Source organism: Pragia fontium DSM 5563 = ATCC 49100 (genome assembly GCF_900112475.1).
Classification (GTDB): domain Bacteria; phylum Pseudomonadota; class Gammaproteobacteria; order Enterobacterales; family Enterobacteriaceae; genus Pragia; species Pragia fontium.
In genome coordinates, this window is the sequence record NZ_FOLW01000001.1 from 557,517 (window position 1) to 578,185 (window position 20,669).

The window sequence follows — 20,669 nt, forward strand, 5'->3', positions numbered from 1 at the left end:
GGATACATAGCATCAACAAAGCACAGGGATAGTACTCATTATGACCGTGAATGTAGCAGCACTTATCCAGAGCTTAGGGAAAACCTATCGGGAAATAATGGATGCTGGGTTAATTCCGTATATAACCAAACCAACAGGTTTTTCCGGGGATGATGTTATTTGTTTAGACATGATTAAAGAGGGTGTTTTTTTATCATTTTACAGAGAGGGGCAAATATTTAAAGAAATGACATTAAGAATGCTTAATGAGAAAAATGAAAAATACCGCTTTCCCAATAAACTCCCCTCACCATTAGTACCTGAGATGAATCGAGCATGGATCCATAATAAGTTTGGTGAGCCAGATAAGTCTCAACCACCACAGATGATAATGAAACACCAATTTGGTTGGACAGAATTATACCCAGTTATAAATGCCCACATCCCAACCAGTATGCAAATTTCTTATGACCTTCAAGAACGAGCTAAGTACATTTCTTTCTTACCAACGAAAAAAGTCCGTTGGTAACACTTGGTGGCCGAACTCCAAGAGGCATAGCATCAACAGAGAACAGAAATTATAGTCACGTACTGATAAAGATTGATGTATTAGTCGCCACTTATTCTGAGCCTGTTCTGTAGTGAAATATGATCACATCTAACAGTCGGCTTTGAGCGAGGAGCAGACGTTCAAGATTGTTTCCACTACTGATTAAGACTTTACAAGCATCGCGGTGTATTAGTGAGCTGAGAGCAGGTCACACGATCAGGGAATGTACTGCTTCCTCGCTTTTTCACCTATACAGTTAAAGTGTGAGGTTCTATTTAATATTATGAGATATAGTGGTTTTTCAATAATCTAATAGAAGTGAGGAACAAATGGGGAGCGGAAATGTGAGGAAATAAGTGAGAGCCTGTAATATCTTTCCGGTGAACACTTCTTGATTTCATCATAATAATTATGTTTAAATCATGAAGTACCCCCCCCTGACGGAGAGACTTTCATGACCATGCCTTCTTGTATCTTGTATACCGAAGCTGATTCAGATGTTGTACTTAATAAACTGGGTTTTTTAGAAAACGATATTCATGCCGCTCTGACGTCAGCTTTGTACGAGCGCCGCAAATCCAGCAAGCTTCACCCCGCAGTGGATGCAGGGTTTCGTTTCTGGAGTGAGATGGTTGCCGCAACTCGCCGTGTACTGATTGGCAAGGGTAACGGCTGGTCTCCTGAAGTGGTCAAGCGAATGGAAATGGTCGTTAACTCAACCATAGGGGTTAATCTTATTATCACCTCAGGTGATAGACACACCGGACGTCCTGATGGATTGCCGAAAACTAAAAACGCCAAGGGTGAGGCAACGCGCTCGATTGTTCACAACAATCCTGGCACAGTCGATATGTTCCAGACGGATACGTTGTATTCAGGCAAATCTGAAATCACGCCGATAGACAGCACCCGCACTTATATCGTCCTGTATTATTATGATGCGGCTAACAAAGAGGTTCGCTGCGAAGTGTCGTACCCGGTAGGAATGGTGAATCAGGACGGATTTGCCCGCGTAAGCGCATGGAGTGAGCGCATTATTTTGAGTCCTCTGCCGTTTGAAGGTGCGGATATTTTTCCTGATGAGGATTTCGATGATGACATATCAATTTCTGTTGAAAGCAAATGAGTAACCCTGTTTATGACGGCAAACGTCTTTTTAATCCGTCCCGGCTCAAGCTGGCGAGGATCAGACGCAAGCTGACCCTGAAAGAACTGGCAGAGAAAATGGGCCTCTCCAATCGTATTGTAATTGAGTACGAAAAAGACTATTGCCTGTATGAACCCACGTCAGAAACGGTCCAAGCGTACGCTAGCGCTCTCAAATATCCAGAGTCCTTTTTCTTCGGGGATGACGTTGAAGCAATCGATCCAATGACGGTTTCATTCCGTTCTTTACGCACGACAAAAGCCGCCGACCAGCATGCGGCAATTGGAGCTGGTGCGTTGGGGGTTATGCTGAGTGAGTATTTCAGCACCCGCTTCACTCTGCCTCAGCCTGAGCTGCCGAATCTTCGTGGAAGTGAGTCTGAGGTCGCCGCTCAGGCGGTGCGCGAAGCTTGGGGAATAGGTAAGAAAAGTATCACCAACGTTGTTCATGTTCTCGAGAAGCACGGCGTTAAGGTGTTCTGGCTCTCAGAGGAAACCGCGAGTATCGATGCATTTTCGTTCTGGAAAGATGATGTCCCTTACATCTTCCTCAACACGCGTAAGTCAGGTGAACGCAGCCGTTTCGATGCGGCACATGAGCTGGCTCACTTGGTGCTTCACCGTCAGGGTGATGTCAAGGGGCAAGATGCTGAGCGTGAAGCAGATGCTTTTGCGTCAGCATTTCTGATGCCCCCGGAAAACGTGATGGCCGTTAAGATGGCGTTCCCGACGTTCGACAAAATCGTGCAGCTGAAATCGCTCTGGAAAATCTCGGCGATGGCTCTGATTGTCAGAATGCGCAATCTGAACGTACTGACGGAATGGCAATATAACAGCTTGATGCGCGATGCGACGGCACAGGGGTATCGAACCAGTGAGCCGGGAGGAATTGAGCGTGAAAGATCGCTCATTATTGAAAAAATAATGGCCGCTCTGGCGGGTAACGGCATTCATCTGACTCAACTGAGTGATGAGCTTAACGTGCCTCTTGATGAACTAAGCAGTCTGCTTTACGGTGTGACGGCAATCAACGGCGGCAATAGTGGAACCTCACGATCAAGGGCCTCGCTCCGTCTGGTGTAAGTAGGAAAACTGCCCATACTTAGAGCCGCTCGGGTAAATCTCTAGCGGCTTTTTATTGATGGCCAGCGGACTCGCCAATGCCATGTTTCTGAATAGCACCCCTCATATTCAATGTTCGCCGCATTCTTACCCATATATAAGATATTGACCAATGTAACCGAAATACCATGAGGGACTCAGAAAAATGTAGTGGTATTACCCGCAATTCCCCTGACCAGCCCCCATTGGTAAGTACAGACTAGTTTTAGCTACGTCCACTTCTGGCACTAAGCCGACGGTCAAATTTAATGACACCCAGGCTCGCTGCTAAAAACATTAAGCCAGAGCCCTGTATTCAACAAAGCTCTGGCCATTTTATTTACCGAAATAATATTTGTTAATTAATTAACGGCAGCCTCGACCTGAATGCATGCCTTTACCGCCCATGCCTTGATGATCTCCACCCATACCCATTCCCATATGACGACCGGCCATAGGAATGCCCGCTTTCGCCAGTTGAGTATCCATCGCCACGCGCTGCTGATAAATGCTGTCGCGCAGGGCGCTAATTTCTTGGCTCACTGCCTGAACTTTCTTATCGTCTACCGTCTTGCTGGTTAATAAGGCTTTGTACTCATACTGCTTAGACATCATTTGCTGACGTAAATCAGCCGTTTTAGTTTGGAATTCATCGAACACTTTCTGGCTGGTTGCCTGCTGTTCTGCGGTCATGTTGGACATATAGCCACCACGGTGATTTCCCTTGCTATGATTCATTCCCTGAGCATTTGGCATCGCTTGTCCATTCATATTCATATGGCCGGTGGTCTCATTTTGTGCCATCGCTACGCCGCCGAATCCAGTCAGAGCAGCAAGAGAGATAATGGCAGCAATCGCAGTTTTATTCAGAGTCATGATTAATTTCCTTCTGTTTAGTATCAATAAATGAAATATCGCTCGTTGGCTTGATTATAAGATTGCAACTAGCGTGCCAGTTTTAGGCTGGCACAAAAATTGAATAGAAAGAATGATAAAAATAATGTAATCGCCGCCCCTGAAAAGGCCGTCAGCAAAGGAAAACCGTCGTTGAACACCCAAACATCAATATCAATATTCAATTTTTGCTCTGAAGAAACGCCGTCGTTTGCACTACTTGCCCATCAGGAACAACGGGTAATTTTTACCCGCAAGGTTTATAGTATGGGTAATTTTTACTCGCTCAGATATTTACCCAGCCCGACTCACCAGCATAATGAGGATAGCGATGAGCAAGGAATTTAAAAGAAAGTCAGGCTTTCTACCGGCTTTTCCTGCCTGGTTCTTTATTGGGTCGGTGGTCATCCTGATTGGCATTATCATTACCATGACGATTAAGGACTTGAACCGCGGGCGTGAGATTGAGATCCAAACCCTGCTGGAAAAGAGTACCGTGCTGATTCGTTCATTTGAGTCCGGTACCCGCACCGGCATGAGCCTGCGTTGGCGTCACGAACAGCGCCAAACCTTATTGGAAGAGATGGCCTATCAACCGGGCATTCTTTATCTGGCGGTGACCGATACCTCGGGTAAAGTTTTAGCCCACAGCGATCCTGAACGAGTGGGTACCCAGCTGTATACTCAAAAAGAAATGGACGCCTTAAAAGTCAACTCGACGGAACAGTGGCGCATTGCTCCTTTTGTTGATGAGCAAAATAAAACTCAGAACGCATTTGAGGTTTACCGTTTCTTTAAACCACTAAAGCGCGGTAACGGCCACCGTACACATATGATGAATATGCGTCGGGATCGCAATCCTGAGGGCTATAGCGGCAACAACACCTCGGTTCAAGATGAAGAACAGAACGTTATTTTCACCGCTTTTGATACTTCAGCATTGGATGCAGTGCGAGAAAAAGATATCCGCAATACCATCATCTTTCTCTCTATTCTGCTGCTGTTGGCGCTGGCCAGCCTGTTAGCCCTGTTCTGGGCTCGCCGCTATCAACGTTCCAGTCAGCAACTGCAAGATTCAAAAGCCTTCTCTACCGAGATCATCAACAATCTGCCGATTGGCCTGATTACCACCAATGAGCAGCGCCAAATCAGAGTCGTCAATCAAGCTGCGGAAAACATGCTCGGCAGCCGCGCCAGTCAGCTGTTTGGTCAACCTATTCAGCAGGCGTTACCCGCAGAATGGAATCAATTAGTGGAAAGTAGCCACCGCCAACACCCGGTGGTAGAACGTGAAATTGATTATCCGTTGGCAAACGGGCAGACCATCCCTCTCAGCATCAGCGTGGCAAAAATCGTTAACGACGACGGCCATTTTCTCGGTAACGTATTTATCTTCAAAGATATGCGCGAAGTACGTCAACTACAGGAAGAAGTGCGCCGCAAAGAGAAACTGGCGGCTATCGGTAATCTGGCCGCCGGCGTGGCGCATGAGATTCGTAACCCACTCTCTTCAATCAAAGGCTTTGCTAAGTACTTTGAAGGCCGTTCGGCGCAGGGAAGCGAGGAACAGGAACTGGCAAAAGTGATGGCAAAAGAAGTTGATCGATTAAATCGCGTCATTACGGAGTTACTGGGATTAGTTCGCCCGACTGATTTACGCATTCAGCAAGTTGATGTGAATGCGCTTATCGAGCACTCACTTCACTTAATACGTCAGGATGCGGAGAGTAAAAACATCGTTATCGACTTCCACGCCGATAACGCTCTCCCTCCGGCAGAGATAGATCCGGATCGTTTCACTCAGGCGCTGCTCAACCTTTATCTTAATGCCATTCAGGCAATAGGCAGCAACGGTACGCTGACGGTTAGCGTCAAATCAACCGGAGATAACGATTTACACATCTCGGTCAAGGATTCAGGTAAAGGGATTAAGCCGGACGATTTAGCCAATATTTTTAACCCCTACTTTACCACTAAAGCTTCCGGTACCGGCCTCGGCCTGACCGTTGTGCAAAAAGTGATTGAAGAACATCAGGGGAAAATCACCGTTCACAGTCATCCGCAATCGGGTACCGACTTCAATATGACAATTCCGCTGCGATATAGCACCCAACATCTCTTCGACCGTCAGACACAGGAGGAGTCCGATCATGACAAAGCATAAAGCGCATATTTTAGTGGTTGATGACGATCTGAGCCATTGCACGATTATTCAGGCACTGATGAAAGGCTGGGGATATCAGGTCACTTTGGCCCATAACGGTCTGGAAGCCATAGAACAGGTCAAACAAAGCCCTTTTGACCTGATTCTCACCGATGTGCGTATGTCAGAGATGGACGGTATTGAAGCCCTTAAAGCCATCAAGGCCTATAACCCTGCCATCCCTATTCTGATTATGACGGCTTATTCCAACATTGAATCAGCCGTTGAAGCCATTAAAGCCGGGGCTTATGACTATCTGACCAAACCGCTGGATTTCGATATGTTACAGCTCACTATCGAGCGAGCGCTGGAACATACCTACCTGAAAAGCGAGAATCAGACTCTCAAGCAGCAACTCACCATTGATAGCCAGAATATGATTGGCCGCAGCGTACAAATGCGTCGACTGATGGAAATGATCGCCATGATCGCCCCTTCAGAAGCCACGGTGCTTATCTGCGGTGAATCCGGTACCGGTAAAGAGCTGATCGCCCGTTCGGTTCATGCTAACAGTCTGCGTAAAACGCAGCCACTGGTGATCGTCAACTGTGCCGCTCTCAGTGAATCCCTGCTGGAATCTGAGCTATTTGGCCATGAGAAAGGGGCCTTTACCGGTGCGGATAAGCGTCGGGAAGGCCGTTTTATGGAGGCGGATAAAGGCACGCTGTTTCTCGATGAAATTGGCGAGGTCTCTTTATTGATGCAGGCAAAATTACTGCGCGCCATTCAGGAGCGGGAAATCCAGCGGGTTGGCAGCAACCAAACCCTGAATGTCGATGTTCGACTGATTGCCGCCACCAACCGCGATCTCAAAGCCGATGTTGAAGCGGGTAAGTTTCGTCAAGATCTCTACTATCGCCTTAACGTTGTGACGGTAGATTCCCCACCGTTAAGGGCTCGCAATGAAGATATTCCTACGCTGGCGATGCACTTTTTGGAGAAGTTTGCTCAACGCAACCGTAAATCCGTTAAAGGCTTTACGCCACAGGCCATGGATATGCTACTGAAATATAGCTGGCCGGGTAACGTTCGCGAGCTGGAGAACACCGTCGAGCGCGCGGTTATCCTGCTTACCGGCGACTTTATTAGCGAAAAAGAGCTACCGTTAAGCATCAACCAGTTTATTGAAGAGAGCGTCAGTAGCGAGCATGCTGATGGGCCGATTCAACCGTTGGAACAGGTAGAAAAAGAGGCTATTCTTAGTGCACTGGAGAAAACCGGCGGAAATAAAACCGAAGCCGCCAGACAGCTAGGTATTACTCGTAAAACGCTACTGGCAAAATTACAAAAGTCATCGGGCTGATACTCGGCAATTATTCTGCTGTCGCCGAAATTTTTATTGGTTTAGCCTGTAAAGAAAATAATTTACCTCAATACGGAATATGATTATGCCTCAGATTAAACTGACCTATACACCCAACTTACCGGCACAGGACAAACTCGAGTCCTTTGTTTTGCAATTGCATCAGGCCGTTTCGCCGATTATTTCTTCCGATGTCTCAAGCTTTAAAACCTATATTCAACCAATTGAAAGATCGGTTATCGGTTTAGCGGATCAAAATAAAGCAGTGATACATATCGACTTTCGTATGTTTGCCGGACGCTCTGAGGCAGTAAAACAGAAAGTGGCTAAAACCATTATGGCGCTGGCGCAGCCGATGTTTAGTCCATCAGGAAATGTTGTGACGGAAATTACTTTAGAAGTGGGTAAACTGGATAACGACAACTACTATAAAGTCATCGTTAACCAGTAAACTCGATGGTATAAAATATCCCATGGCGTTCCATTCGGTGACGCCATCTTTAATCGCTACTCTTCGGTTAATTTAGGCGGGAATACAAAGCTGGCAAGAATACCAATCGCCAACGCGCCCAATACCACACCCAGACTGGCTACCGCACTAATTTCATAGCCATGATGCCACAGATGATCGCTGGCATTCAGCGCCAGCTTGAATCCGACGAAAAACAGCAGAAACACCACCGCCTTTTCCAGATGAATCAAATGACCGCGCAGCGCTTCCAGTACAAAGTACAAGGTTCTCAAGCCAAGTACCGCAAACATCATGGCAGAATAGACAATCAGCGGTTCACGGCTGACGGCAATCACCGCCGGCACACTGTCAAAAGCAAACATCACATCGGAAAGTTCAACCACCGCTACGCACAACAGTAATGGTGTGGCATAACGTACGTTTTTTTTCACATGGAACACAAAGCCTTTGTTCTCAGGCTTGGCCAAATCTGCTTTCACTTCTGCTGCACTTAGCAGGAAGTGATGCCCCACCAGCTTGGGGTAAACCGGAAAAATATGCCGTATTAAGCGATTAGCCGGATGGTTGGAATAGTCCTCAATTTCTTCGCCATCATGTTTAGCACGCAGCATCATCACTGCCGTCCAGAACACCACCACGGCAAAAACCATCTCCACCCACGGTCCCAACGCCAGTAGGCTGGTACCGATCGCCACAAAAATAGCACGAAAGACGATAGCCCCAATAATTCCCCAATACAGCACTCGGTGACGATAGCCTTCAGGGATCTTAAACCAGGAGAAAATGGCCATAATCACAAACAGATTATCGACAGAGAGCACTTCTTCCAGCGCATAACCCGTAAGATACAGGCTGGCAATCTCCGCGCCATGCTGTAAATAAAGAAATCCGCCGAAACCTAAACCAATCGCCAACCAAAACAGACTCCATAACGAAGCCTTTTTCAGGCTAATGGGTTTGTCTTTACGGTGGGCAATCAGGTCGATGGTCAGGGCAGAAACAGCCAGAATAATAAAAACCGTCACGGTTAACGGAGGGAAGCCCAGACTGGTTTGTTCCATGATGGGTAAGGCCTTAATAGTGTTATAACAACGCAAGAATGCATTGATTATAACACCACCACGCAAGAGAAAGGGGAACCTTTATGTTCCCCTGAGGCTGCTGACAAACTTTTTAATCAGCATCAATGGTTGTTCCGGCTGTAAAAATCTTGAGTGAATATCACCTAAGTGCTCAACCGGAAGGACATCAGTATTCAACTTTAGCGTGCGTCGTGCCTAGCCGGGTTACGGGCACTCCGGCGGGCAAGCCCGCTACGCCCCCCACACCCGTCTCTCCCGACGATTGCGTATATGAGTACTTTATCAACAATCTGAGGGGAACCTTTATATTCCCCTAGTGCTTGTCAGTTAAGCTTAATGACTGCCCTCAATAGAAAGAGCCAAAGATAAACGACTCATATTTTCTTAACTAAACAATATTACCCCACACATTATTTATCGTGATTTTCGGCAAAAGCCATCGCCACTTTTTTAGCCCTGCGTTTCATAAAACGCTCCCTCAATGAGTCATAGGCTAAATTATAAATATAGGTATAAGGCAAAAAGAAAATAAAGAAGCCGATTTCCATGATAAATGCAGTCTTAACGCTCACGCCTAACGTGATCATAACCAGCGTTAATCCGATAAGAATAAATCCGCCTTCAAACCCCAACGCATGGAAAATACGAACTTTAGCAGTACGTTTTACCCGATTTGACGGCCATAGTCGGTCAAAAATAGCATTATAAATCATGTTCCATAGCATCGCCGTGGTCGAAAGTACGATTGCCAGCATACCCATTTGAAAAACGGTGCGTCCCATCAACCAGGCAAAAAGTGGCGCGGTAATAATAAGGGCAATACCTTCGAAGCAGACAGCGTGAAAAACGCGTTCTGTTAATGTTTTGTTCTGCATAAATGACCTATCTTGTGAATCCTGTTGCAATAATATCGGTAACGACCCACGCATTATTATCGTTTTTTGAGATACAATAAAGATAGATACCATCGACAAAACCGATACATTATGAAGTATTCACCTGAAGCCTTAGTTGCATTTGTTGAAGCCGCCTCACAGGGCTCTTTCTCTGCGGCCGCGCGTAAGTTGCATAAAAGCCAGTCGACGATCAGCTCTGCTATCGCCAACCTTGAAATCGATCTCGGCCTGACGCTGTTTGACCGAAGCAGCCGCCATCCGGTGCTGACACCCCATGGCCTGCGAGTACTTAATCAGGCTAAAGCGATTCTGTCCGCCAGCGAGCGGTTGGATGAATTGGCCATTCGACTATCCGCACCGGTAGAGTCGCGTTTAAGCTTTGTCCTGTCTGATACTTATCAGCAAACCCAGCATGAAGAGATCCTACAAAAATTTGAGCAACGCTATCCGGACATTGAATTTGAATGCATGATTGCCGAAGAAGAAGATGTGCTGATTTTATTGCAAAGCGGTAGAGCACAAATCGGTCTGATAGAGGTTCAAAGCAGCTACCCTCAAGATGTCGGATACTCCCGCCTGCTGGAACAAACCGAAATGAGCATCTTTGTTTCCCGTCAGCATCCTTTAGCAACATTCCCACACGTCACCAAAGAACAATTAGCCAATTCCCGCCAGCTGTGCCTGAATACCTATCTACGCACTCAAGAACGGGTGCCTCAGGGGCTGATTTGGTCAGCTCCCAGTTATCTTATGTTACTGGAAATGGCGGAACAGGGATTTGGCTGGGCGGTTCTACCTCGCTGGTTAGTTAAGCAATTCAGTCAACGTCAGCTATTTGAACTCACGGTGCGCGGCTGGCCAAGGATGATCTCTGTCGATGCTGTCTGGTCAAAAAACACGCCGCCCGGCCCTGCCGGACAATGGTTTTTAGAACAGTTACTGCAAACCAATAAACAACCGCTATAAGGCCAGATGGAAAAGTCCTGTGAAATAGCGACAATATTTGTAAAAATCATCATTGAGAAACGGTGCATTAGTGCCTACTATGCATGCACGCCCGAACATCAGCGGTTAACCATTATCCACTGATAAAAATAAGCAATACCCTGTATAACCGGTATAAATCACTAAAGCTGGTTCTGAATAGAGAAAAATTGGATAACTATGGTAAATAACTACACCCTGCGCAGCGTTCGTTATATGTTGGATCTTAGCGATGCCCAGATGGTTCAGATCGTCAAACTGGCTGACCTGGATGTGACTCTGGCTGAAATGGCCAGTTGGCTAAAAAAAGAAGACGACCCAGCATTCCAAGAGTGTAACGATCACGTTATGGGACATTTTCTTAACGGTCTGATCTTTTTCAGACGCGGTAAAGATGAAAACTTCCCGGCACCGGCAATCGAAGCCAAAATAACCAATAACATCGTGCTGAAAAAATTGCGGATTGCCTTTGAACTGAAAGATACCGATCTGTTAGATATCTATAAATCTGTCGATTTTCGCGTCTCTAAACCTGAACTAAGCGCGGTGTTTCGCAAACCAGGTCATAAAAACTACCGTGAATGCGGCGATCAACTGTTGAGATACTTCCTCAAAGGATTGACCACTCGCGTGCGCGGTTAATCGATGTATTGAGCAGTCTAAGCCGGAATCTCTCCAGATTAGACTGCTCATATCTGCGAACCAAATAAATTAGTTATTGAAGTTATAGGTAAACGTGGCGTTAAAGCGCAATCCACGCTTATCGCTGTCGCCAGGTAAATCCCCTATTGGTCGGGCCCCTTCCAAAGAAACTGAATAATGTTTACCGTCACCAATAGTGACGCCGGCAGCGTAAGAAGCTAACTGGCGAGTTGCCAATGCCGGCTGGTTAAAGTAAGTATGGGCCGTATCCATCACCACATACGGCTGAACCGTATTCAGCCACTGACTTTCTCGGCTATATAAGTAGCGCATTTCAACTTGTCCACCATAGCCATAGTCACCGCTAGCATCCCCATCGGGATAACCCCGACCATAGCGTAACCCACCAAAACTAACACGTTCAGGTTCCGGTAAATCATTATCAGACCAATCACCTTCAATGCTGGCGCTTAAACGCCATTTCTCGGCAAAAAGGTAAGCCATATCGTTATTCATTCTCCAGCGAGTAAAAGGAATATCTGTCGCCGGTAATGTACTGTTAGATATCGCTCCTTCAATTCCCTGACGAACGTTAAGGCGAGTCGTCCATAATGCCTGAGTGTATTCTTGATAGCCAAATAGAGAGACTTCCGCCGCAGGATAACGTAGTGTCTGCGTTTCGCTGACTGAAAAAGATGTCCCTTGTATCTGACCGCGATAATACTGATCGTAACTTTTATCTAAATAATCCAGACCACCACTCACCGTCCACTGTTTCTTTCTGGTCAGCACCAGCGGATAGTTAAACTGAATCCCGCTGGTATATTGAGTTGCATCGGTTTTGCCACCAATATCGACGTTATACTGAGGTAACACTAGGACAGGCGTATATTTTTTAGGCTTTTTCTGGTAATAACTGCCTTTCAGCTGCATCTGTAAACCATCATCGCCTAAATACTGCTGATAGTTTAAACCCACATAGTTTTCTTTATTGTCGCTGTTACCTAGCGGCAGCATGGTTGCTACCCCCAGTTGCTCACCATACGGCGTTAATCCACTAAGGGTACCGCTGATAACCGCCTTCTGTTCATCCTTACGACTATCCAGCGTTGAACTCAGGTTCCAATAACGAGGATGTTCTGACTTCACATCCAATACTGTTGCGCCATAAATATTGTTCGGGTTATTGGCCGAAGCGGTCACTTTGGCATCCGGTATTCGACTCATCAATATGCTATAGCGTTCAAACAAATCTTTGGTCAGTGGTTTCTCTTCCATCATCTTACGGGCTAACTTGCCTAATTTTTTAGCAATCGCCGTGTTATCACTCTTTATCCGACTATTGGCGATATAACCTTCAACCAAAACAACATTTAACGTACCCTGCTGAAAATTTTTCGCCGGAATATAGGCATAGGAAAGAATATAACCATCCTGACGATATTGCTCAGTGAGCAATTGAGTCGCGGCGAGCAGTTGTTTTAGCGGTACTTTTTTACCGATTAAACTGGCATAGGGCGCGGCCAGAACACGATTACTATATCGGGTTCCGCCAATAAACCGCAGGTGATTCACCTCTATCAGAGTATCCGGGGTAAGCCCGGTTAGCGAAGCTTTTGTTGCTGAAGAGGGGGTAGAAACCTGAATAGCCGTGCTTCGTTGAGACGGTGGTTTGGGGACTTCCCGAGCAACCTTGGCCGGGTTATTTGGATCAATAAGAGTCGGAAGAACATCGGCCCATGCGCCAGTAGCACCCGACGTTAATAAACAAAAAATACCTATTTGCCTTATTTTCATAATTTACATCCCTTAAAGCACCCGGGCAAGAAAGCCCCCCAATAAAGGGGGGCGTGAAATTAGACTTTATTATTTATTTACTCAGAATACCGGTAAGACCGCTAACGGTGCCGCTCAAAGTACCAGTCGTACCTGTCGTACCTGTCGTACCTGTCGTACTACTTTGACCTGACAATAGGCCATCCGCATCACTAATCGCCTCACCCACATTGGTTACCGTGCCACCAAGACCGCCCAGAGACGAATCACCGGCAGAAATCTGAGTGCCTAAATCGCTAACCGTGCCACCAACCTGATCCAGTAAACTATTCACCGGAGCCGCTAATCCAGTAGTCCCACCGACCTGCTGGGTTAAACCCTCGGTAGTACCAATAACTGGAGCAACAACACTCGTCAGTTCGGTCGTCACTTGAGATGTCGCGCCAGACGTCAGATCGGTCGCTAAACCATCACCCACATTCGTCACAACACCGCCAACTTGATTCACTAAACCACCAGTAGTACTCAATAGTCCGGTACTACCTACCCCACCTAACAATTGGCTGTCACCCAGATCGGTAATCGTATCCCCTAAACCAGATACCCCCGTACCCAGAGTGCTAACCGCTGTTGGTACGCCTGCCACTGTTGTACCAATCGCATTAGGATTTTCACCTAATTGACCTACACCATCCTGGATGCCGGTACCAATATCATTAATCGCATTACCGGTAGAATCGAGCAGTGAAACGGTGCCTTGAACGAGAGTACCGCCAGCGTCAGGTAAGTTGACATTACTGACAATTCCACCCACATCTTTCACCGTATCGCCGATGCCATTTACCGCACCACCGGCATCAGTAAGAACCTCGCCTGTGGTCGTCGTGGTATCAGTACCATCGCCACCGCCGTTGTTACCGCCGCCGCCGCCGTTATTACCACCACCGCCATTACTACCACCGCCGCTACCGCCTCCATCAATCGTTTGACCACCACCACCTTTTGCAGAGTGGCTAGAACTGCCACCGCCCCCACTACATGCCGCGAGCGAACAGGCAAGTAATACTGCCAGTGCTATTTTGCTCAAGCGGCCAATATCTGTCCGGCGCATAATGATTACCCCCGATAAATACGCCTATTGGCGTATAAGGTAAGTGTAGAATTGGTTTTTATATATTCCAGCTGACAAACAAAGATATTTATTCGCTGTTAATTACATGAATAAAATAGAATTAGTTTCATCAAAAATAGCAATGCGGTTATGACCTTTATGTCATATTTGAAATGCTCACCAAGAAAAAATATAACTACCTGTCTCAAGAATCACCTTTTGAGACAGACAGTTAATCTCCCTTCGTCAAAATTACAATATAAAACAAAACTATATTTAAAATTTATTAAAATAATAAAAGAGCGAGAGAGTTTATAAATAGATGGGAGTATTATTTGTTAAATGGCTATATCCTTATCGACTATTTAACAAGTGGCAGGTTGTTTTTAATGGCTGCGTTCTATCAGCAATAATTAACAGGAATTAATATTTTACCCAACAACGCTGTATCAGCGTGGCGAAAACCCGACGATAAAACATCTCCAATTTATTTAAGACTTGTTTTCCTAATCCAGACCAAATCAAATCAGTTAAACAACAGGCAAGTAACCCAACCAGAAAACCACCGACCATATCCATAGGCCAATGCACTCCCAGATAAATTCGCGACCATGCAATACCTAAAGCAATTATCAAGAATGCTGCGCCATATATCATGCGTCCCCAGAAAATAAAGGCCAGAGCAAAAGCAAATGCCGCAGTACCATGATTGCTGGGAAAGGAATCGCTATTAGCATGTGCTAAAAACTGATAGCCAACGCCCTCAACAAACGGACGTGCATGTGGATATATCGCTTGGATAATTTTTGCCAATATCATCGCAATACATAAGGTGATTAACATTTTCACTATCAGTTCACGGCGAGGAACCCACAGCCAGCCAATCAACGCGGCTGCGGGGATCATCATAATGGCCTGTTGAGCGAAAAAATGGGCCAGCACCATTATCCAATGACTTGAATTAGGCGTAGCGTTGAGCATCAAAAATAATTGCTGATTAAACTGTTCCATGAAACATCACCTCAAGACCTATCTGGTTCGCAGCCACAATAGCGTTTTAGTTATCAGGAAATAAAAAGCGACCTGACTAGCCCACACCCACCAACCCGCCCAAAGATTATGAGAAAGAAAATGCGCTCCTCTCATCATTTGTCCGAACCCCATCGCCATGCCCAAGACAATACCCAGCCACCAGTAAAACCATGCCGCTTTAGGCTGTTGAGGATAGAAAAGAAAAAACAGCGCCATTACGGCAAAACCACATGACGCATGGCCGCCAGGAAAACATTGCCCTGGGCCCGCGTTAACTCCCGCAGAAACCGAGCCAAAAAGCCGAATATAAGTCGCCTGCCCACCAAACTCAGACAGGCTCCAGGGACAGGAATGAATACTGGACGCTTTCAATAGACCAACCACCGCGGTACCTAACCCCAGTAGTACCATTACCGTTACTAAGCGAAGATTTTTACGATATATCCCCCAGCCAAGACCAGCAATGGCCGAACCGACGATCAAAAACTTCACTAATTTGTGATTCAGTAATTCCAACCAAAAATTATTCTGTAAAGGAAAAGAGTGAGTCTCTGGTTGATACCATTGACGCGTAAGCCAAAAATCAAGTTGATCCTGTAGAGAAATAAAACAAAGTATCGCCGCAGCTATCGTCAGAGCGATAATTTGACGAATATAAAATGCAGCAGGCAATGGCTGAGGAACGCTGTCCCACCAGAGCATTGGTTTACGATCGATCATTCAATTACCCTATTCTGGCCCGCTAAAAAGCAGCCGCTTTGCGGCTGAATATCGATAAGCATATTGGATAATTATTAGTGAAATCTTAAGAAAGCAGCGTTGAACAACCCTCTGGTTATTTAAAGCCAAACAGGGTCATTAGACTAAAATCATTGGCGGTCAAGATGGTGAATTCTGGCCTATTCCAAAATGTATTTTCGATCTCTGTTAGATTTCGGAATATATTGGTTCTTCACTTCATATACAGATGGCTTATCTGTCAGGCAGAGGATTTTATATGCGTATTCTTACCGTTGGGGCTGGCGCCGTTGGGGGATATTTCGGAGCAAAGTTATTGCAGGCACATCAGGACACGACCTTTCTGGTTCGCCCAACCCGAGCAGAAAAATTGCAGCGAAACGGATTAGTGATTAAAGATCCACAAAATAACCTCATCACCCTTTCCTCGCCGCCCACCATTCTGGCCGAACAAATTAAACAACCTTTTGACCTGATTCTACTAAGCTGTAAAGCCTACGATCTGGAAGATGCCATTCAATCATTTGCTCCCGCCGTCGGCAGCAATACCGTTATTCTTCCGTTGCTTAACGGTATGCGTCATATACAAACGCTGGAAAATGCCTTTGGTAAAGACAAGGTACTGGGTGGGTTATGTAACATCGTGTCGACCGTTGAAGCGGATGGTGTCATACACCAGATGACGCCAACGCATAATATTACTTTCGGTGAATTAAACGGCGTTAAAACCAACCGAGCAGAAGCAATTGCGCACATCTTAAAACAGGCTAAATTTGATTCTGAGCTCAGCAGTAATATTACTCTGGCCATGTGGGAAAAGTGGCTCTTCCTCGCTTCGCTGGCCGCCAGCACCTGCCTGATGCGCGCACCGATTGGTGAAATTATCGCCGCCCCTGACGGGAAAACCTTTATTCTGATGCTGATAGAAGAAATTCGCAGTATTGCGGTTAAGCACGGCTATCAACCGGATGTGGAACGCGCTCATCGTATGCTAACCGAACCCGGCTCAACACTGACCGCATCCATGTATCGGGATCTACAACATGGTTCACGTATTGAAGCAGAGCAAATCGTCGGCGATCTGTTATTCCGCGCGGAACAATCCGGTATGAACATGGACACACTAATCCGCTTACGCGCAGCCTACACCCACCTGAAAGCCTATGAATCGCAGAGGGTGGCTAACCAGTAACGAACTGTGACGACATCATCCCCATAGCTTATAAGAGCGAAATATCGCTCTTATAACAAGTCATACCAAAAACAGCGTTGCTAACCCTAAAAATATAAAAAAGCCACCGGTATCGGTAATCGCGGTAATCATCACGCTGGAGCCAATGGCCGGATCCTTACCCAGCTTATTCATGGTCATCGGAATAATAACGCCCATAATCGCGGCCAACAGCAAATTGAGCAGCATAGCTAAAGTCATCACGCCCCCCATTTCCAGATTACCGTACAACAGGTAGGTTATCCCACCCATCACACCTCCCCAGACAATGCCGTTAATTAGCGCTACACCCAGTTCACGCATCAGCATAAATGACATATCGCCGGCACGAATATGATGCAGAGCCAGAGCACGAACAATCATGGTAATGGTCTGATTACCGGTATTACCGCCGATCCCGGCGACGATCGGCATCAGGGCAGCTAAAGCCACCAATTCTGAAATGGTTCCCTCAAACAGCCCAATCACTCGTGATGCAATAAATGCGGTACACAGATTAATAGCCAGCCACGCAGAACGTTGACGAACGGAAGTCAGTACCGGAGCAAAAATATCTTCTTTCTCACTTAATCCCGCCATTCGACGCAAGTCGGTATCGCTCTCTTCCATCACCACATCAACCACATCCTCAACGGTTAAGCGACCAATTAACTTGTTCTGCTGATTCACCACTGGCGCACTGATCAGGTTATAACGCTCAAACGCACTGGCAGCATCTTCGGCTTTATCATCCGGCAAGAAAGTCAGCGGTTCTTTCAGCATTAGCGCTGCGACCGGCGTTTCCGGTTTATGCAGCAAAATATCGGTAATCAACAGCTCGCCCATCAGCCGGTTCTCCCGATCGATAACAAAGATCTTATCGGTAGAATCAGCAATATTTTTTCGCCGTTGCAAAAAACGCAGCACCGTTGCCAATGTAATATCATCCCGGATAGCGATCAGTTCAAAGTCCATCAATGCACCGACTTTATCTCGCCCCAGATGAATCACTTCACTAATTCTGGCGCGCTGTGGTGCATCCAGAGAAGCTAATAGTTGCTCAACTAAATCACGGGGAAGATGGCCAGCCAGATAGGCTTGATCGTTCAAATCCAGATGTTGAAGCGCGGCCAGCAGTTGGCGATCGCTCATATCTTCAATCAGACTGTCCCAGACTGCGTCGGAAGCTTCAACCAAGGTTTTGCCGCGCTTAACATCGCTTAATAGCGACCAAATAGCCTGTCGTTTATTTTTCGGCAGTGACTCTAATAAGTCGGCAAGGTCAGCGGCGTGCAGTTTGTTAACTAACCGGCGAAGCTCACTGATTTCTTTATCTAATGAGGGGTCTGACAGGCTTGAAGTCTGCTGTCCATAGTCAATAGCGGCAACCAATAAACCATCCGACAGCAGTTCAAGAATCCGTTGCCGATTCAGCTCCAGCTTTGAACTGGTCATTTGTTCATTCAGTAATTCATTCTGCGTCATAGTGCTCGTCGCTCTTTCATTATATTGACTGCCGCAGCGGGCTATCTCCGGTTTTATAATCTGTCCGGCGCTACCATAGCCGATTCCACTATAAATAGTCGTGAATATTTTTCTTAATCTGCCTAAAAATTCAGAATACTTTTCTCAATAGATATGGCGCAGGAAACCCGCTCTACCCCTAAAGAGTAGATTAGCGTTCTATTACGCTAAAAACCGATCCATCTCAATAAACAGGTATTTAAAATGCAATAATCTGACAGTTAATTTCCCGATGCCATTTTATTCATATCATTAACTGTAGCAATAACTTAAATAACGATAAGCCATATGAATACTCAGAACGATCAGCACAGTATTTTACAGCCGGTAATTGATGATGATATTGCGCAGGCGGCCAAGCGCTCCAGAAAAAAACTGGTGCGTCGCCCGGGAACGATTGGAGGAAAACTGCCTTGGTATGACCTGCGTAACGCAAAGCTCTGGCGTCATGCGGCTCAGTCGGTATTTCTACTGATCAATATTTATATCTGCATAACTTTCTATTATTGGGTACGTTTCTACGAAACTGGCGGCAATAGCACCTTTGTGGAACGTCCAGCAGGGATTGAGGGATGGCTGCCCATCGCGGGCTTGATGAATCTGAAATATACGCTGGAAACCTGGCAGATTCCCCCGGTTCATGCCGCTTCCATGCTGTTACTGATTGCTTTTTTAGCCATGAGTTTCTTATTGAAGAAAGCCTTCTGTTCATGGTTATGTCCGATAGGAACGCTGTCTGAAGCGCTGGCTACACTGGGTAAAAAACTATTTGGCCGCCATTTTCTTCTGCCTCGCTGGTTAGATATTCCCTTGCGCGGATTGAAGTATTTGCTGCTGGCATTTTTTCTCTATCTGGTCATCCCGATGCCGGTACAGGCGCTACAGGCTTTTCTGATGTCGCCCTATGGATTGATTGCTGACGTCAAAATGCTGAACTTCTTTCGATTTATCGGAGAAACGACTCTAATTTCAATTATCGTGCTGACCATCGGTAGCCTGTTTATTCAAAACCTCTGGTGTCGTTATTTATGCCCTTATGGCGCTTTGATTGGTATTTTCTCACTATTTTCCCCCTTTAAGATTCGCCGTAATGCCGATAGCTGCATTGACTGCGGTAAGTGCGCCAAGGCTTGCCCATCGCGTATTCCGGTCGATCGCTTAATTCAGGTACGCACCGTTGAGTGTACTGCTTGTATGTCCTGTGTGGAGTCCTGCCCGGCAAAAGACACGCTGGTATTTTCCCTCACCAAACCAAAGGGAGAACCCGGAGCAACCCATAGTCTTGGGTTATCAGGTATGGCCGTAGCCTTAATGTTGACCCTGATTCTGGCTGGAACCATTGGCTATGCCAAATTTACCGGTCATTGGGACACTCAACTACCGGAACAGTTTTACTATCGCTTGATTCCGGCCAGTCAGCAGTTAGGTCATCCCTGATGTATCCTTCTGTCATTCTGGTGAAAACCGCAGGCGTAGCGAATAATCTAGGGTTTTAGCTTAATGACAACGTTTGGTTTAAGGGCGAGATCCCCGCTTTCGCGCTGAGGAATCCCCACAAATTTTTTCTTTAGGGATTCAAAGGATTAAAGTAGGTATTTTGTGAGCGATTTGTTCCATCTTATTAGTGACTCAGTCGGAATATGCTCGCATTCCCCCCTTCGTCATTCCGGTGAAAACCGGAATCTAATGTTTTAGCTTAACGACAACGCTTGGTTTAAGGGCGAGATCCCCGCTTTCGCGGGGATGACGACATAAGTTGGATGACGACATAAGCTAGATGACGACATAAGCTAAATGACGACATAAGCTAGATGACGACATAAGCTAGATGACGACATAAGCTGGATGACGACATAAGCTGGATGACGACATAAGCTGGATGACGACATAAGCTAGATGACGATATAAGCTAGATGACGACATAAGCTAAATGACGACATAAGCTGGATGACGACATAAGCTGGATGACGACATAAGCTAGATGACGACATAAGCAGGTTGAAACATCATCGTCATTCCGGTGCAA

General features: G+C 46.2%; 19 protein-coding genes. 11 read left to right on the forward strand and 8 right to left on the reverse strand.

What is annotated here, in order from left to right; all coding sequences use genetic code 11:
• The first annotated feature begins 40 nt into the window (after positions 1-40).
• From BMZ28_RS02210 to BMZ28_RS02220, 3 genes are all read left to right on the forward strand, one after another.
• Positions 41-508 carry a DUF6392 family protein gene (locus BMZ28_RS02210; RefSeq protein WP_074820385.1) on the forward strand — a complete coding sequence of 156 codons (468 nt, stop codon included), beginning with the start codon at positions 41-43 and terminating at the stop codon, positions 506-508.
• Positions 509-983: 475 nt separating this feature from the next.
• Positions 984-1,655, forward strand: coding sequence for a hypothetical protein (locus BMZ28_RS02215; RefSeq protein ID WP_074820387.1), 672 nt, complete (start codon positions 984-986; stop codon positions 1,653-1,655).
• Entirely contained in the window at positions 1,652-2,758 is a 1,107-nt protein-coding gene (locus BMZ28_RS02220; protein ID WP_074820389.1) for a helix-turn-helix domain-containing protein, read from the forward strand. The genes BMZ28_RS02215 and BMZ28_RS02220 overlap by 4 nt, the downstream gene beginning before the upstream one ends.
• A 384-nt stretch (positions 2,759-3,142) precedes the next feature.
• On the opposite strand, the gene BMZ28_RS02225 is transcribed toward BMZ28_RS02220, so the two are convergent.
• Positions 3,143-3,652, reverse strand: a complete 510-nt coding sequence (locus BMZ28_RS02225; protein WP_074820391.1) for a periplasmic heavy metal sensor — start codon at positions 3,650-3,652, stop codon at positions 3,143-3,145.
• Between the two features lie 99 nt (positions 3,653-3,751).
• Between BMZ28_RS02225 and BMZ28_RS17295 the strand changes: the two genes are divergently transcribed.
• The 4 genes from BMZ28_RS17295 to BMZ28_RS02240 all read left to right on the forward strand — a co-directional run bounded on the left by BMZ28_RS17295 (position 3,752) and on the right by BMZ28_RS02240 (position 7,627).
• Positions 3,752-4,018, forward strand: a complete 267-nt coding sequence (locus tag BMZ28_RS17295) for a hypothetical protein (RefSeq protein WP_139211622.1) — start codon at positions 3,752-3,754, stop codon at positions 4,016-4,018.
• Complete coding sequence (locus tag BMZ28_RS02230) at positions 4,002-5,834, forward strand: ATP-binding protein (RefSeq protein WP_074820393.1); 1,833 nt, start codon at positions 4,002-4,004, stop codon at positions 5,832-5,834. Before BMZ28_RS17295 ends, BMZ28_RS02230 begins: the two co-directional genes overlap by 17 nt.
• The gene (locus tag BMZ28_RS02235; protein WP_074820396.1) at positions 5,821-7,176 is read left to right on the forward strand and encodes a sigma 54-interacting transcriptional regulator; all 1,356 of its coding nucleotides are present in this window, start codon (positions 5,821-5,823) and stop codon (positions 7,174-7,176) included. Before BMZ28_RS02230 ends, BMZ28_RS02235 begins: the two co-directional genes overlap by 14 nt.
• 85 nt (positions 7,177-7,261) lie before the next feature.
• Positions 7,262-7,627, forward strand: coding sequence for a 5-carboxymethyl-2-hydroxymuconate Delta-isomerase (locus BMZ28_RS02240; protein WP_047779889.1), 366 nt, complete (start codon positions 7,262-7,264; stop codon positions 7,625-7,627).
• Between the two features lie 56 nt (positions 7,628-7,683).
• Here BMZ28_RS02240 and BMZ28_RS02245 read toward each other — a convergent pair whose 3' ends face one another.
• Both BMZ28_RS02245 and BMZ28_RS02250 read right to left on the reverse strand, forming a co-directional pair.
• Positions 7,684-8,709: a TerC/Alx family metal homeostasis membrane protein gene (locus tag BMZ28_RS02245; RefSeq protein WP_074820398.1), complete on the reverse strand. Its 1,026-nt coding sequence runs from the start codon at positions 8,707-8,709 to the stop codon at positions 7,684-7,686.
• 431 nt (positions 8,710-9,140) lie between these two features.
• Positions 9,141-9,605 (reverse strand): multidrug/biocide efflux PACE transporter, encoded by a 465-nt coding sequence (locus tag BMZ28_RS02250; RefSeq protein ID WP_114986174.1) that lies wholly within the window; start codon positions 9,603-9,605, stop codon positions 9,141-9,143.
• A gap of 111 nt (positions 9,606-9,716) precedes the next feature.
• Between BMZ28_RS02250 and BMZ28_RS02255 the strand changes: the two genes are divergently transcribed.
• Entirely contained in the window at positions 9,717-10,592 is an 876-nt protein-coding gene (locus BMZ28_RS02255) for a LysR family transcriptional regulator (RefSeq protein ID WP_047779887.1), read from the forward strand.
• Positions 10,593-10,790: 198 nt separating this feature from the next.
• Entirely contained in the window at positions 10,791-11,252 is a 462-nt protein-coding gene (locus tag BMZ28_RS02260) for a YehS family protein (RefSeq protein WP_047779886.1), read from the forward strand.
• 69 nt (positions 11,253-11,321) lie between these two features.
• Here BMZ28_RS02260 and BMZ28_RS02265 read toward each other — a convergent pair whose 3' ends face one another.
• The 4 genes from BMZ28_RS02265 to BMZ28_RS02280 form a co-directional block, all read right to left on the reverse strand.
• On the reverse strand, positions 11,322-13,049 hold the full coding sequence (locus BMZ28_RS02265; RefSeq protein WP_074820400.1) for a ShlB/FhaC/HecB family hemolysin secretion/activation protein: 1,728 nt from the start codon (positions 13,047-13,049) through the stop codon (positions 11,322-11,324).
• Between the two features lie 73 nt (positions 13,050-13,122).
• Positions 13,123-14,139 carry a collagen-like triple helix repeat-containing protein gene (locus BMZ28_RS02270; protein ID WP_074820402.1) on the reverse strand — a complete coding sequence of 339 codons (1,017 nt, stop codon included), beginning with the start codon at positions 14,137-14,139 and terminating at the stop codon, positions 13,123-13,125.
• Positions 14,140-14,562: 423 nt separating this feature from the next.
• Positions 14,563-15,150 carry an undecaprenyl-diphosphate phosphatase gene (gene ybjG, locus BMZ28_RS02275; protein WP_074820404.1) on the reverse strand — a complete coding sequence of 196 codons (588 nt, stop codon included), beginning with the start codon at positions 15,148-15,150 and terminating at the stop codon, positions 14,563-14,565.
• Positions 15,151-15,168: 18 nt separating this feature from the next.
• Positions 15,169-15,891: a phosphatase PAP2 family protein gene (locus tag BMZ28_RS02280; RefSeq protein WP_248296086.1), complete on the reverse strand. Its 723-nt coding sequence runs from the start codon at positions 15,889-15,891 to the stop codon at positions 15,169-15,171.
• 277 nt (positions 15,892-16,168) lie between these two features.
• Here BMZ28_RS02280 and panE point away from each other — a divergent pair, with 277 nt between their 5' ends.
• The gene (gene panE / locus BMZ28_RS02285) at positions 16,169-17,101 is read left to right on the forward strand and encodes a 2-dehydropantoate 2-reductase (RefSeq protein WP_074820406.1); all 933 of its coding nucleotides are present in this window, start codon (positions 16,169-16,171) and stop codon (positions 17,099-17,101) included.
• A 60-nt stretch (positions 17,102-17,161) separates the two neighbouring features.
• Here the strand turns inward: panE and mgtE are convergent, their stop codons facing one another.
• A complete protein-coding gene (gene mgtE, locus BMZ28_RS02290; RefSeq protein WP_136655867.1) occupies positions 17,162-18,604 on the reverse strand; it encodes a magnesium transporter in 1,443 nt (480 codons plus the stop codon).
• 327 nt (positions 18,605-18,931) lie between these two features.
• On the opposite strand from mgtE, the gene BMZ28_RS02295 reads away from it, so the two are divergent.
• Positions 18,932-20,080 (forward strand): 4Fe-4S binding protein, encoded by a 1,149-nt coding sequence (locus BMZ28_RS02295; protein WP_083399616.1) that lies wholly within the window; start codon positions 18,932-18,934, stop codon positions 20,078-20,080.
• Positions 20,081-20,669 lie beyond the last annotated feature (589 nt).

What these genes read in the sequence shown, in the direction of transcription:
- BMZ28_RS02295 (WP_083399616.1), top strand. Translation starts at nt 18,932, where the DNA reads ATGAATACTCAGAACGATCAGCACAGTATTTTACAGCCGGTAATTGAT.
- BMZ28_RS02245 (WP_074820398.1), bottom strand. Translation starts at nt 8,709, where the DNA reads ATGGAACAAACCAGTCTGGGCTTCCCTCCGTTAACCGTGACGGTTTTT.
- BMZ28_RS02255 (WP_047779887.1), top strand. Translation starts at nt 9,717, where the DNA reads ATGAAGTATTCACCTGAAGCCTTAGTTGCATTTGTTGAAGCCGCCTCA.
- panE (WP_074820406.1), top strand. Translation starts at nt 16,169, where the DNA reads ATGCGTATTCTTACCGTTGGGGCTGGCGCCGTTGGGGGATATTTCGGA.
- BMZ28_RS02240 (WP_047779889.1), top strand. Translation starts at nt 7,262, where the DNA reads ATGCCTCAGATTAAACTGACCTATACACCCAACTTACCGGCACAGGAC.
- BMZ28_RS02250 (WP_114986174.1), bottom strand. Translation starts at nt 9,605, where the DNA reads ATGCAGAACAAAACATTAACAGAACGCGTTTTTCACGCTGTCTGCTTC.
- BMZ28_RS02230 (WP_074820393.1), top strand. Translation starts at nt 4,002, where the DNA reads ATGAGCAAGGAATTTAAAAGAAAGTCAGGCTTTCTACCGGCTTTTCCT.
- mgtE (WP_136655867.1), bottom strand. Translation starts at nt 18,604, where the DNA reads ATGACGCAGAATGAATTACTGAATGAACAAATGACCAGTTCAAAGCTG.
- ybjG (WP_074820404.1), bottom strand. Translation starts at nt 15,150, where the DNA reads ATGGAACAGTTTAATCAGCAATTATTTTTGATGCTCAACGCTACGCCT.
- BMZ28_RS02220 (WP_074820389.1), top strand. Translation starts at nt 1,652, where the DNA reads ATGAGTAACCCTGTTTATGACGGCAAACGTCTTTTTAATCCGTCCCGG.
- BMZ28_RS02280 (WP_248296086.1), bottom strand. Translation starts at nt 15,891, where the DNA reads ATGATCGATCGTAAACCAATGCTCTGGTGGGACAGCGTTCCTCAGCCA.
- BMZ28_RS02260 (WP_047779886.1), top strand. Translation starts at nt 10,791, where the DNA reads ATGGTAAATAACTACACCCTGCGCAGCGTTCGTTATATGTTGGATCTT.
- BMZ28_RS02215 (WP_074820387.1), top strand. Translation starts at nt 984, where the DNA reads ATGACCATGCCTTCTTGTATCTTGTATACCGAAGCTGATTCAGATGTT.
- BMZ28_RS02265 (WP_074820400.1), bottom strand. Translation starts at nt 13,049, where the DNA reads ATGAAAATAAGGCAAATAGGTATTTTTTGTTTATTAACGTCGGGTGCT.
- BMZ28_RS02235 (WP_074820396.1), top strand. Translation starts at nt 5,821, where the DNA reads ATGACAAAGCATAAAGCGCATATTTTAGTGGTTGATGACGATCTGAGC.
- BMZ28_RS02270 (WP_074820402.1), bottom strand. Translation starts at nt 14,139, where the DNA reads ATGCGCCGGACAGATATTGGCCGCTTGAGCAAAATAGCACTGGCAGTA.
- BMZ28_RS02210 (WP_074820385.1), top strand. Translation starts at nt 41, where the DNA reads ATGACCGTGAATGTAGCAGCACTTATCCAGAGCTTAGGGAAAACCTAT.
- BMZ28_RS02225 (WP_074820391.1), bottom strand. Translation starts at nt 3,652, where the DNA reads ATGACTCTGAATAAAACTGCGATTGCTGCCATTATCTCTCTTGCTGCT.